This is a genomic window from Arthrobacter sp. MYb227, assembly GCF_002975435.1.
In the GTDB taxonomy this organism is placed as follows: Bacteria; Actinomycetota; Actinomycetes; order Actinomycetales; family Micrococcaceae; genus Paeniglutamicibacter.
The window spans coordinates 264,002-276,396 of record NZ_PCPT01000003.1; the positions used below are offsets into that span (position 1 = coordinate 264,002).

At 55.0% G+C, this 12,395-nt stretch carries 15 protein-coding genes; 10 read left to right on the forward strand and 5 right to left on the reverse strand.

Features of this window, described 5'->3' with window-relative positions; translation table 11 throughout:
• Window positions 1-16 precede the first annotated feature (16 nt).
• The 6 genes from CQ018_RS08765 (at window position 17) to CQ018_RS08790 (ending at window position 4,890) form a co-directional block, all read left to right on the forward strand.
• A complete protein-coding gene (locus CQ018_RS08765; protein WP_105549607.1) occupies window positions 17-262 on the forward strand; it encodes a hypothetical protein in 246 nt (81 codons plus the stop codon).
• Window positions 263-703: 441 nt separating this feature from the next.
• The gene (locus CQ018_RS08770) at window positions 704-1,825 is read left to right on the forward strand and encodes a sensor histidine kinase (protein ID WP_146111861.1); all 1,122 of its coding nucleotides are present in this window, start codon (window positions 704-706) and stop codon (window positions 1,823-1,825) included.
• Window positions 1,818-2,516 (forward strand): response regulator transcription factor, encoded by a 699-nt coding sequence (locus tag CQ018_RS08775; protein WP_105549609.1) that lies wholly within the window; start codon window positions 1,818-1,820, stop codon window positions 2,514-2,516. The genes CQ018_RS08770 and CQ018_RS08775 overlap by 8 nt, the downstream gene beginning before the upstream one ends.
• 128 nt (window positions 2,517-2,644) lie before the next feature.
• The gene (locus tag CQ018_RS08780; protein ID WP_105549610.1) at window positions 2,645-3,385 is read left to right on the forward strand and encodes an ABC transporter ATP-binding protein; all 741 of its coding nucleotides are present in this window, start codon (window positions 2,645-2,647) and stop codon (window positions 3,383-3,385) included.
• Window positions 3,382-4,134 carry a hypothetical protein gene (locus CQ018_RS08785; RefSeq protein WP_105549611.1) on the forward strand — a complete coding sequence of 251 codons (753 nt, stop codon included), beginning with the start codon at window positions 3,382-3,384 and terminating at the stop codon, window positions 4,132-4,134. The genes CQ018_RS08780 and CQ018_RS08785 overlap by 4 nt, the downstream gene beginning before the upstream one ends.
• 3 nt (window positions 4,135-4,137) lie before the next feature.
• Window positions 4,138-4,890: an ABC transporter permease gene (locus tag CQ018_RS08790; protein ID WP_105549612.1), complete on the forward strand. Its 753-nt coding sequence runs from the start codon at window positions 4,138-4,140 to the stop codon at window positions 4,888-4,890.
• A 460-nt stretch (window positions 4,891-5,350) separates the two neighbouring features.
• Here CQ018_RS08790 and CQ018_RS08795 read toward each other — a convergent pair whose 3' ends face one another.
• The 3 genes from CQ018_RS08795 to soxR all read right to left on the reverse strand — a co-directional run bounded on the left by CQ018_RS08795 (window position 5,351) and on the right by soxR (window position 7,571).
• Window positions 5,351-6,019 carry a hypothetical protein gene (locus CQ018_RS08795; protein ID WP_105549613.1) on the reverse strand — a complete coding sequence of 223 codons (669 nt, stop codon included), beginning with the start codon at window positions 6,017-6,019 and terminating at the stop codon, window positions 5,351-5,353.
• Window positions 6,020-6,405: 386 nt separating this feature from the next.
• The gene (locus tag CQ018_RS08800; RefSeq protein ID WP_146111862.1) at window positions 6,406-6,777 is read right to left on the reverse strand and encodes a hypothetical protein; all 372 of its coding nucleotides are present in this window, start codon (window positions 6,775-6,777) and stop codon (window positions 6,406-6,408) included.
• A gap of 308 nt (window positions 6,778-7,085) precedes the next feature.
• The gene (gene soxR / locus CQ018_RS08805) at window positions 7,086-7,571 is read right to left on the reverse strand and encodes a redox-sensitive transcriptional activator SoxR (protein ID WP_105549615.1); all 486 of its coding nucleotides are present in this window, start codon (window positions 7,569-7,571) and stop codon (window positions 7,086-7,088) included.
• 365 nt (window positions 7,572-7,936) lie between these two features.
• Here soxR and CQ018_RS08815 point away from each other — a divergent pair, with 365 nt between their 5' ends.
• From CQ018_RS08815 to CQ018_RS08825, 3 genes are all read left to right on the forward strand, one after another.
• A complete protein-coding gene (locus tag CQ018_RS08815; protein WP_105549617.1) occupies window positions 7,937-8,401 on the forward strand; it encodes a VOC family protein in 465 nt (154 codons plus the stop codon).
• Entirely contained in the window at window positions 8,377-8,604 is a 228-nt protein-coding gene (locus CQ018_RS08820; protein ID WP_105549618.1) for a hypothetical protein, read from the forward strand. Before CQ018_RS08815 ends, CQ018_RS08820 begins: the two co-directional genes overlap by 25 nt.
• 279 nt (window positions 8,605-8,883) lie before the next feature.
• On the forward strand, window positions 8,884-9,564 hold the full coding sequence (locus tag CQ018_RS08825; RefSeq protein ID WP_105549619.1) for a hypothetical protein: 681 nt from the start codon (window positions 8,884-8,886) through the stop codon (window positions 9,562-9,564).
• Between the two features lie 250 nt (window positions 9,565-9,814).
• On the opposite strand, the gene CQ018_RS08830 is transcribed toward CQ018_RS08825, so the two are convergent.
• On the reverse strand, window positions 9,815-10,498 hold the full coding sequence (locus CQ018_RS08830) for a hypothetical protein (protein WP_146111863.1): 684 nt from the start codon (window positions 10,496-10,498) through the stop codon (window positions 9,815-9,817).
• A gap of 540 nt (window positions 10,499-11,038) precedes the next feature.
• On the opposite strand from CQ018_RS08830, the gene CQ018_RS08840 reads away from it, so the two are divergent.
• Window positions 11,039-11,653, forward strand: coding sequence for a hypothetical protein (locus CQ018_RS08840; protein ID WP_146111864.1), 615 nt, complete (start codon window positions 11,039-11,041; stop codon window positions 11,651-11,653).
• 17 nt (window positions 11,654-11,670) lie between these two features.
• On the opposite strand, the gene CQ018_RS08845 is transcribed toward CQ018_RS08840, so the two are convergent.
• The gene (locus CQ018_RS08845; protein WP_105549623.1) at window positions 11,671-12,318 is read right to left on the reverse strand and encodes an HAD family hydrolase; all 648 of its coding nucleotides are present in this window, start codon (window positions 12,316-12,318) and stop codon (window positions 11,671-11,673) included.
• Window positions 12,319-12,395 lie beyond the last annotated feature (77 nt).

Consider the following 12,395-nt stretch of genomic DNA (forward strand, 5'->3'; position numbering starts at 1 on the left):
CGAGAAGAACAATGCAATGAAACGAGTCGCACAAGTTGTTCTCGGCATCGTCATGATCGTCGTGCTCTTCGCATGGTTGATCTCGCGGCATGAAGAACCTCTCAACGAGTGGGCGAGCAGCAGTACTCTTGTCGGTTGGGCCTTTCAAGGTTTTGCCATGCTCAGCTTTCTCGGCGGTACCGCACTCATCGCGAACGCATGGGCTCACGGCCGCAAGGAAGGGCACGGCGGTATTTCCGGAGATCCTGAAATAGATGTTTAAGTAGCCTGAGGCACGTCAGACTCGTCAGGGCCGTGGAACGAAGCCCCGGGATTTTCAAGGTTCCCGCAAGCCGGTCGTTCACCGGAACGCATGCAGCCGCCTTCGGAAATGTTTCGAATGTCATTTTCCTCTAAGGCGACTGCACCGTCCAAAGTCCCCTGCACTGAGCTGCAGCGCCCGCAGAGGGAACGCTCTGCTGTGACACCTTAGGACAGTCGCTTGCGCAGTAGTCCGATGCGTAGGCTGAAGCTGATCCTTCAAGGCATCTTAGTTGCCTCGTAGGGAGAGCACTTAGCCAAAGCTGCCGCTTGCCTCCCGCAGTCAGCACCTTGAATCCGTTCTGCTGTTGAAATTGGCCGGTAGGCTAGATCAAGTGCGCATACTCCGGGCCCGCGGAAGGGAATTCTCGTTCAGTTCAATCACGAAACTCGTCAAACCGAGGTGATCCACGCAAATATTCGGCGCAAGGCTGGGCAGCAGCTCAAACGGATTATGCTCCAGGTGCTGGCCTCGATCATGGTCGTCCTTGTCCTGTGGGTGACCATTCCAGCTCCCGATCTGACGTTGAAAATCACCCAGATCGCGCTCGGGATCGTGGCGATCACCGGTGTTGGACTACGCCATCTTTACCCACGGACGGCATTCAGCCTCGCATTCGTCAGCACGGTCGTTGCGATGGCGTTGGGACTTACCGTTGATCCATTATTGCTGGCTGGTATCGCCTTGAATTCGGTCGCAGCCCGGCGTGGTCGCAGGGCTTTTGCTCCGTGGATGCTGGGCGTGGCTTTTGCCGGGGCATTCGTAGCGCTATTTCTTGACGTTGCCGGTTCCGAAGATGACATGCGCACCGTGTTGTTCAGCGGGATCACGTTGTGCGTGGCGTGGGCCATGGGTGTGAAAACTCGAACGGCACGGGATCTAATCGCAGCGAACGCGGCGATCGAAGAGCGTATGCGTTTGGCGAGAGATGTCCACGATGTGCTTTCCCATTCTTTAGGATCGATCGGTGTCCAGGCAGGCGTTGCAGCACATGTTGACGGGCTCAGCCAGGTGCAGCTTCGCTCCACCCTGCGAGAAATCGAACAACTTTCACGTTCGTCCATTGCCGAGCTCAAGACGCTGCTCAGCATGACGCGTGGCACGGATGACACAGCCGCATTTGCGGCGGATTTGTCTGATTTGCTGGCCGACACCGCACGTACGGCCGAACAATCTGGTGTCTTGACGAGCATCACGGCCACCGGTATCGAGGATTTGCCGGTCGCACACCACATCACCACACATCGCATTGTGCGAGAGTCAGTCAGCAACATGATGAGGCACTCCGGGGCAACCCGTTGCGACATCGAGGTCATTGCAACGGAACGATCTGTGGCCATCACCGTCACCGACAATGGCTGTGGCGATATCCCGCACGTACATGAAGGCTTCGGACTGCTGGGAATGCAAGAGCGGGTGGATCTGCTCGGTGGAACGTTCCATGCGGCGACTTCCGATACCGGGGGATTCGAAGTATCGGCCGTACTGCCCTTGGCCCAATGCGAAGATGGTGAGCATGAGTGACGTAATACGGGTTCTGATCGCAGATGACCAAGAACTCTTGCGAGGGACCTTCAGGCTTCTGGTCGATAGTGACCCGGGCATGATGGTCGTTGCCGAGGCTGCCGACGGAGAAGAAGCCAGCGCATTGTGCGCCGAACATCGTCCAGATGTGGTGTTGATGGATGTGCAGATGCCCAGAATGAGTGGGCTAGAGGCAACCCGTGCGCTTTGTTCACAGGTAGATGGGCCGAAGGTCATTGTGCTGACGATGTTCGACCTCGATGAGTACATCTATGAGGCGCTTCGTGCCGGGGCTTCGGGTTTTCTGCTCAAGAACTCGCCTCCCGCCGAATTGTTGCGCGCGATCAAGGTAGTTCACGAGGGTAACGCCCTGTTGGCCCCCGAAATCACCAAACGTCTCATCGCCACGTTGGCACCCTCGTCGAATGTTTCCGCCATGAGTACAGGTGCACCGTGCTCGGATACACGGCTGGAGAGGTTAACAGTGCGAGAACGTGAAACCTTTGCGTTAATCGCGCGCGGCAGATCCAACGACGAAATCGCCGCCGAGCTCCACCTGTCCCGCATGACGGTGCGAACCTACGTCAGTCGCATCCTCACCAAACTAGATTCCCGCGACCGCGCCTCACTTGTCGTCATCGCCTACGAAACAGGATTCATCACCCCTGAGAACCAGGCATCTCAACGTTGACCGAGCAAAACTGTCAACATTCGCGGACTGCATTCATCCTTGAGCACTGGTAGTTGACTGCCAAGTTATTCCGAAGTGTCAACACCAGGGGGCAGAGAACTATCTCGTATCTTGTTTGACTTGAACTCATGATCGAAATCAGTAATCTCGTCAAACGCCACGGCACCAGCAATGTCATCGATGACCTCAGCTTCACCGCGCACCCTGGCCGGGTCACCGGTTTCCTCGGACCGAACGGAGCCGGGAAAAGTTCCACGCTGCGCATTCTTTTGGGACTGGACAGGGCCACCGCCGGCACGGCGCTGATTAACGGAGCCACTTATCGAAGCTTGCGCAATCCGCTGAGGACCGTGGGGGCGATGCTCGATGGTCCAGGCGCCACCAAGGGCCGCACTGCCAAAGCCCATCTCACATGGATCGCACAAAGCAACGGTATTCCGGTCTCTCGGATCAACGAGGTCCTCGCGATGACCGGCCTGAGCGGCGCCAGTCGCACCAGGATCGGCGGATTTTCGCTCGGGATGGGCCAACGCCTGGGCATTGCTGCGGCGCTACTGGGAGATCCTGAGATATTGGTGCTCGATGAGCCAACCAATGGGCTTGATCCCGACGGGATCCGCTGGATACGCCGATTCTTGCGTTCCATGGCGGCGGAGGGGAAAACAGTTCTTGTTTCCAGTCACCTGATGGGAGAGATGGAAGAAACCGCTGATGACTTTGTTGTCATCGCCCAGGGTCGCGTTGTCGCACAAGGTACGGGAGACGAAGTCCGCGGAAACCACAGCAATCTAGAGACAGCATTCTTCGCACTTACCGAAGGACAAACAGAATATCTTTCCGGCAGAATCGATGGCGTCGAACAAGCATGATGATTCTTTTTCGATCCGAAACCACAAAGTTGTTCACTAACGTTTCAACCTGGGTCATTGCCGGTGTCGCGGTCCTGGCGACTTGGCCGATGGCCCTGAGCAACGCGGGAGCCTCAAATCTACCGGCCGATGATCCGCGGCTCTTTTCATCAGAACCCATTGCACTAAAGTTCCAAGGATTCGAGATGGCAGGGTTCGGATATGTGCTCGTGGTCGTTCTGGCAGCGCTCTGGGCAGGAAGCGAGTATGGCAGTGGGATGCAGATCCGTACCAGTCTCATGGCCACTCCGAAACGCGGACGGCTCTTCCTGACAAAAGCATTATTGCTGGCGGTGAGCGTCGGGATCATCGCTTTCATCACGATGACCGGCACCATCATCATCACCCATATGGCTTCAAGCTCCGGCCTTGACCCATGGGAGCTGTCGCCCGAAACATGGGAGCACCTTGGCGGGGTGACCCTCGCTTGGACGTTGACCGCGCTCATCTCTTTTGCCATCGGGTCCCTCGCCCGCACGGCTATCCTGCCACTGCTGCTGATCACTCCCTTGGTCATCGGCATCGGTGACTTTCTTGCCATGTTCTGGAGTGGCGCAAAGTACTTGCCCGTGGCAGCCGGAGCCTCCATGTATAGCCATCCCGCCGCAGGAACCTACCTCACCCCAGTCACCGGTGGAATCGTTCAAGGTCTCTGGGCACTCGGGCTGCTCGGCGTTGCCTACGTTTCATTTTGTCGTAGAGATGTCTGAGACATGGCCATGCTAAATACCTTTCGTTCCGAACTCACCAAGGCGCTCACCTTACGCAGTATCCAGGCGACTTTACTTGCGGCTGTCTTGGTACCGCCTTTGTTGGCGTTCTTCTCAGGTCTCGCTTTCGATCCCACTCGCACTGCATCGGGTGGGTTTCCCGTTGAGTCACATGGCTTTGAGACCGCAGGCTTTGGACAACCGATCATCATCCTGTTTGCGGCTTTGTTGGTGGGCACCGAGTACTTGGATGCTCAAGTGCGAACAACGCTCATCGCGACACCGTCACGGGCCAGAATTTTCGGGGCCAAACTCATGATTACCGCACTTCTGTCCGCGGTTGTTGCTGCGCTCTCCACGGCGGTTGCCGTGCTCCTCAAACATGCTGTCCTCGATGACCACGGACTGGATTTGGGCCAATTCTCAACAGCCATGGCATGGAACCTGCTGGGGGTAATCGTCAACTACAGCCTGCTCGGCTTGATCGCTGCCAGTGCGACGATGATCATGCGGAATTACATTGCCGCCATCGTGGTTCTTGTCCCGATGGTGCTTGGACTGACAATCTCTTTGGTCGGGGCAATCCCGTTACTGAAATTCCTTCCCGATTTGGCGGGAATCCAACTCCTGACCGCATACCCCGGTATCGGTCTTCTTGAATCGATACATGGTGCGCTCGTCATGATGATCTGGGCACTTGGACTTGGAATTATTGGGTGGTGGCTGTTCTCTACCCGGGATGTAGGAACCAGCTAGAAGCCCGGAGCAGCCATCAGCGGCTCCCACGAGAAATGTGCCCGCAAGGGGACGCTCTGCGAGACGTCACTTCCAAGAAGGCGTAGGCAGGGATTACCTTAGGTGTCGCTCCGGTTTCTCGGAATCACTACGAGTGAAACAACGCATCGCTTGTGGAGGGGAAATGCTTCAAGGGTGCCTGGGATGAGCAACAATCAAGCGGATAGGATTCATTTTTCAGATTTTTTGCTTGTTCTGAAGAAGATGAAGCCGAAGGCTACCGCAAACAGGGCCGCCCAAATAAACCGCTCTGATTCATCGACTGCCCATGCGCCCAAAACAGCGAAGAGGACTACGACTGTGAGCAGGGTACATGCAACGTTTACTATTTTTTCCATTGGGAGCCTCTGTTGGTGATTGGAGCCATAAGTGGGCAACGCCTTTGGTGTCGCCTAGTTCGCAGCGAACATCAATGGACTCGCTAGAAGGGGAGATTGTCCGTCTGCAGTGGATGAACAATCAGAATTCCGGTGATTTTTCCTGCACCGTTGTAGGCAACTCGGCCGATCCATTCACCTGATTCGTGATTGAGTTGGGTCTGTCCTGTCAGGCCGCCAGCTAGAAACTGGTTCAGTTTCTGTGCAAGAACATTTGTTCCATCAGCGGTTTGAATGGTGGTGTTGGAACAAGACCCGAACCTGCCACTGCCTACCACGATCTGGTCCCAGACGCCCATGAGTTTTTTCTTCGTCAGGGCTCGGGTGCAAGTGAAGGTCATTAGCGATTTCACGGAGCCGTATTCGCCTTTGCTGAGATGTCCAAAGACTTCTTCGGTTCGCGAGACGAGGTCGATGATTGGGTTGCCCATCGTTCCTTCTCTTGGTGTTGCCGCTGATATGGTTTCGAAGCGCTTGAATGCTGCTTGTCGGGTGATGCCGAAGGCATCTCCAATGTCCTGCCATGACACCCCTCGTGCCCTAGCTACGGCGACGGATTCTTCCAAATGTGCTCGAGCTGCCTGTTCTAGATGGTTGCCGATTTCGACGGCGTTGAGTGCGTCAGTCCCGGTGGTTGGTGCTGTTCCGAGGCTTGAAGCATCAGCAAGGAGCTCAGCAAGCCTTTCAAGTGGTGAATCCGTACGTCCTGTCATTGGTCAAACCTAACTCAAAGATGAGGGATGTCAACCATTGAATGACAGTTCACGTAATTGTGCGTGTGCGGATCGAGCTGCTCTCGATGCGTCCAGCAAGCGGGTCGTTCATCCCGGCACGTGCAGGCGACTTCTAAATTTTTGCAAATGCCATTTTCAAGGGGACTGGGCTGAATGTTGGAAATCTTCCGCAGTGCGCCGCACGAAGGGGAAGCTATGAGAAGGGCAGGGTGTCGTTCATTCCATCCAACAACAGCGCAGTCATGATTGGCATGCCGGCAACTATCTAAATTTTCGTTCTCGCAAGTGCAACGAATTCAGTAGGGCTACTGAACCAGGCGGAAATCGAAGATTTACCGTTCCTGCGCAACGGAAACAACACCCGATTATTTTTGCGATTGCCCTTCAGTAACGGACAAAGCATTAGGCTTAGAGTTATCAATCCCGCGTGATAGCCACCGGACTAATCCACTGAAATATGCAAGTGCAAACCCACCCGCAACGACTGCAAAAATGGTCGCAAACATGGTCACTCTGGCATCACTTGTGACGCTAATCCCTAAGTATTCAGCAACACGTGTGGGACGCGGTGCCCATGAAGTTTCAAAGATAAGAACCAGCCCCTGCAGGGTCACTAACGTGCCTGCTATCAGAGTTCCAAGAAGCCCCTTAGCCATTGCCGCGGAACATATGATTGCAAGATAAATAGTCAGCACGATTCCGTAAATTACTCCAAATATCGCCACTGCAATCATCAAATACATTCCTTCAGAGATACAAGCGAATCGATTCCTCAGTGGAGTACTCTTGTGAGACTGTGTCAAGCGGTCCTGCTGGACACAGTCTCTGGTGATCAGTAGGTTTTCAACAACTATTTCTTTCGATCAGGCTAAGCCTATGCAGCGCTTTCTTTACGCAATGCCACCCGCATGGTGCCATGTTCAGAGTCCATCCGCACAAGACTCAGCCCTCATTTGCTTAGCTCTTCCCTGCCCGTATACCGAAGGGCGTTACCGGGCGGTGTCCCGTAAAGTCTCCTCAATGCAAGGACGAGAAGCGACAGTTTTCAGCCGTATGAATCCGTATCTTCGTCGTATTCCATGCTCTTTCGCATCCAGCGCGAACCTGGGCCCTCGGATGCCGCCTCATCTCGCGGATTGAAGAGGTGACACTTCTTCAGGGAGAGGCAACCGCAGCCGATGCAGTCATCGAGTGACCCCTGGAGTTTTTCAAGCTGGCGGATTCTTCGTGCCACCATTTGTGCCCAGTGCGTGCTGAGCTGATGCCACTGGTCTTGGGTCGGGGCCCTATCCGAGGGGAGTCCGGCGAGGGCTTCAGCAATCTCGGCCAAGGTCAGCCCTGCCCGTTGTCCCGCGGCTATGACGGCCAATCGCCGCAGGGTATACCTGCGAAAGACTCGCATGTTGCCGGCGGTCCGTTCAGAGGTGATCAAGTTGCGGGACTCGCAATACCTCACTGTGGGTACCGATAAGCCTGTCCTGCTTGCGATTTCGCCGATGGGCAGGAGGCTTCCGGGTGTGACGTGGGTCATATGCCCATGTTTGCATGCCGCCAGCTTGACCTCAAGCTAGCTTTACCTAGTTCGATGGTGCGTACGACCTCGGGCTCAAGGAAAACCATGACCTCCATATTGATCCACAAGGGATGCGAAGCCACTACCGCGGGGAATAGTGAACAAGCCCCGATGCAGATTGTAATCTCCACCCGTGATAAAAGCCGAAGATTGAGGCTGCTGAGGAGACTGTTCCGCGAGGGAAGAAACTCAAGCCGAAACGCAAGCATCCAGCTACCGCACGAATCACTCCGGATGCTTTTAGCTGGAAGTTTTGGCTCGAGAATCATCTGACCTGAAAAGTACACCTTTAGAACTCATTTCTATGAGAAGGAAGTTCCAAAATGAAAATTCTCAACGTTTCCATCACCGTCAGTGACCTAGCGAAGGCGGGGAAGTTCTACCGCGATGTTTTGCTACTGCCGGTCGAATCTACACCCGCTGGAACGGAGGTCAACATCGGCTCAAGCACGCTGACGCTGAACATGGGGGAAAGTTTTGACGGTGTCCATCACCTTGCCTTTGGAATCCTGCCCGCGGAGTTTGAGCTAGCCCACGAGTGGCTTGCCAGACGCGTCTCCCTGCTCCAATCGGATGGCTCAGATGTCATCTTGGGCTCGGATGACTGGAAATCCCGCTCCCTTTATTTTTTGGGACCCGAAGGCATCATCTTGGAGTTCATCGCCCGCGACGCTGACGCGTCCACGGTTCCCAGCGTGGGCGAAATCCGCACATGCTGTCCATCAGCGAGGTTGGAATTGGTGTGGAGGACGTGCTGGCCAGCGTGGCAACACTGTCCGAAGAATTAGCCATCCCCAACTACTATGATCTTTCCAGCACTTTCGCCTCGATGGGCAGCCACGATGGCCTCCTGATCATTGTGCAGCAGGACCGGTTCTGGTTCCCCACCAAGGTATCTAAATCAGCTCGTGGACCCCTGACCGTTCGGGTCGAACCACTTGCGGGGAAATTTCCGGTGAATCTCAGCTCAAATATCTCGATAGTGAGCTGACGGCTAAGGTCTTGGTTTGTCTTCTGACGAGGACTGCACTGATACTCGAAGTCCTCTGTGCTGAGTTAGAACGCCCGTACGGGCCAACCCTTATTGGGACCCCGCAGCCTGTGACGCACTGGCTTCCGTGGACGGTGTCGACGAGGCCGGGGCGAGCCGCAACGGCGAAGCACTTCGATTTGCCACGTTGCCGGATTTGCCATCCCCGTACTTTGAGGTCACGCCCGGGATGGCGAAGTTGATTGGGGGATTCCCGGTATCCCGGGTGCCGGGCTGATCGTGGATGCGGAACTTGGCGCATCCTTGGGTATTGGGCGAGTACCGGCGGGCACCTATCTGGCAACCGGCGCGGAACAGGTTCCGATAGCCGGAACCTTTGAACATCCCGATGATGGGCGGGATGCGACACTTAGCGGGGCAGCGCTCGGTATCGCGGCGGATCAGAATGCCTTTGATTCCTGTTGGGTTCGGTTCTGGCCACCGGCGGGCAATCCCCTTGAGCTGCTAAGTATCCCCGTGACCGCAAACCACGGTGCCAGCGAGGCCGTGCAATGGAACTCAAGCCTTGGCCGCATCTTCAACCCGCCAGAAGCGTTCCATGCATTGCCGCTCACGGAGCTGACCATCGCAGCCGCAGCGATCTCGGCGGTGCTCGCGCTGACCAGTGTCAGGCTTCGTCGACTTGAGCTTGCCTCCGCACGGCACATCGGGGTCACCGGCCCTGATTTGGTCGGCGTCACCCTTGCCGAGACGACGATCTGGCTGGTACCGGCGTGCGTCATCGCGCTGAGCACCTTTGCCTTCCTGGCCGCATGGCAAAATCCCGATCCGTTGCTGGCGGCTTGGTTTGCCGGTGCCCGTGTTGTTGGTGCTGCCGCGGCTGCTTGGTGGATCACCGCCGGCATCGCGACGGCCCTAATTCGCGAGGCACACCTCGTGCGCTATTTCCAGCAACGATGAGCAGCGTTTAACTCAGTTTGTTGGTAAATGTGCGCTGGCGTTCCAGCATCAGCGACCATCCCAAAAAGGGAAGAGCTGGCCGTACTTCAGCGCTTTTTGGCCTTACAACGTTGGAGACGGAATCGCTGATGAGCTTTGGTAGCCACAGAGCGCCGTCAGTGACTCATACCTGAAGGGCGGCATCGCACCCGAAGCGCCCCAAGCTCTATTATGGTGCACCGTCTTTGAAGTTTTTGGGCCTAGGGGGCCACTAGGTGTTGTCTGATTTCTTCCAGTTCGGCAGAAACTTCTTCCGCACTTTACGTGTAAGTGCCAGCAGCTCCGGCCCTAGGAAAAGAAACGCGATCAAGTACGTGCCGGTCAACGAAAAAAGAATTATGAGACCGATCGGGATAAACGATACTAAGTAATCAAGGAAGTCGGTGGGTACATACGGGTCGTCAAAGTTGGTCGCAACGATATGTGACTTATCCGCTGGATCCACTACCACTTGAATTGTGCTTCCTACTGACGGGCCAACATCCGGGTAGCCACTGTGGCACAGAAGCACACGCTGTCCTTGTATTTCAACGTATGTGGTTTCGGTTTTCCCATTTGACCACCAGGGTCTATTCACGACGAGAGCTTCTTGGGGCTTAACGCTCTGCACCAGAGCTATATCGGCTATTCGATGCTCTTCGGCGGCGGTGCTTTCCGTATGAATCCATATGATTCCTACGATCACCACCAGCACAAGAAGGAATCCTCGAATGGCGACGTGCCATGAATGGAGCGCGCCCAATAACCGTGTGAAAATTCCAGGCTTATTACGTTTTCGATATGAAGCACGTTGCCGCCGAAGCCGTTCGGCGGTTCGTCTTGATTCACGCAACTCGGCGCTCGCCTTGCGTTGGGACCGGGTCATCTTTGGCGGAGCCAAGTAGGTGCCTTTCACGTGGAATCCAGTACTGCGCAGTCGAACGAAACATCAGGTTGGCGTTGGTTTGTCATGCGAGCAGTTCCGACAGCGTTGGGAACGAATCACCAGACGGGAAACAAATCGACCTACTACATGATGCCACCTTTGTGTCGATGGATTTGCTCTACCCGAGGGGCATGAAACGTGAAGCTACTCGATGCCGGGCTTATTCACTTTGGACGTTATTGCTATTAAAGAGGCGATCTTTGGGATACTTTCCGTGGCTATGCAAGTGGGGGCGATCCATTTCTGGGCCTTTTCCTCGAATGTTCGGCGTTTTCCGGAGACGACGGTGTGGGCGTCGGGTGGACTGGAAACGCCGCGCTTTGGTTCCCACTCGTATTCGCTGCAGTACCTTATCCTTCTTGCAAGCAGAGCTTGGCGCATGTTCGGGTGTAGTAGGAGCTTAATTCACGGGTTTATGAGTGCGGGAAAAGACATCTTGCGCTGGAGACGGATTCGATTGTCGGCGGCTGAGAGCTGAATTAGTTTTCAAGAGCTATAGAACGCGGGTCAATGCTCTCGTCTGATGATGTTGTGAACGTGTCGTTTTCCGAGATGCCTTGGACATGGAGTCGCGTTCTAGACTGGAGAAGTGAAAAAGAGTCCCCATCTGTATCAGTTCAATTGATGCGACTAGTGCTCCGGCGTGTTCTTGCCGTCATTATTGCTCTCGGGCTGCCTGCGCTGGCAGTAAGTGCTGTTTTTCTCGGTTCAGATACATCGGCTGAGTATAAGAATCTGGTGGAGACAGCACCTAGACAAGTCGCCACGGTAGTAGAGGTACGTGAACATTTTCGGGGACCCACGGAGTACGTGGTTGAATCCAATGGAAATCGATTCACGCTTGGACACAGCGAAGCGCTCGACACTCTTGAGGTTCACCCTGGCGACACCGTAGCGTACGTCATCGATACCGTCGATCCATTGTGGACAGTCGGAGTGGGAGACCCCGAGTATTGGGAACCGAATTTAGCTCGTGATGTATTCCTGCCCGTAGGGATTGTCGGTTTTTCACTAATCTTGGCTCTCTTTGTAATCGACTGGTTACTCCCTGCAGGTTTCGAACGCCAGAAGAAAACAGGCCGAAATATCAGAGGAAGGCGCTCGGCCGAGAAGCCAACGGACTAGTGGTGCGGAAGGAATCGTTATTGCAAGCGACGAACAACTTCTTCGACGACCTTGGCCGCAGTGCCCGCGCTGAGAGTGGGAACTACGGCTTCTGCTGGCCATGCCATGCCGCGCGAAACCCAGCCTGTCTCTTGACCAACTGCTTGGCCACCAGCAATATCTGCGGTTGGATGATCACCGACCATCCAACCACCGTCCAATTCGGTATCTAGCTGACGAGCCGCAATACGGAAGATTGCGGGATCTGGTTTCTTAACGTTTTCGGCTTCGGAGATGACGACGGCATCCACGTATGCGCCAAGACCAGTTTTTTGGAGTTTGAGCGTTTGTTGAGAGACCGTTCCATTCGTGACAATGGCTATCTTGAAGCCAGCATCTCTGGCATTCGCGAGTGCATGCTTTGTCGAAGTCCCAAGGGTCATGGCATCCACATGTTCATAGAGAAGCTTGTCCACGAGAATTTCGAGTGCCATGTCTATTTCAAATCGACTTTTGATCTGCCGGGCCAGGGAGTCCCTGGGTTCATAGCCATCACGGTCAGCTTCAATAAGCCACTCTGCCTCCGGAGCGGGTAGGCCGATCGACCAAACGAAATTGGCGGCCCATGAATTAAACGCCCAGGCGCGGTCGATCAACGTGTTATCCAAATCCACGAGAAGTAGCATGCTTCAACCCTAAGCTGACGACTGCGAATCTCTTTGGTGCTCCTAGAAATCATCTTTTAGAAGTGGGCTATACAAAT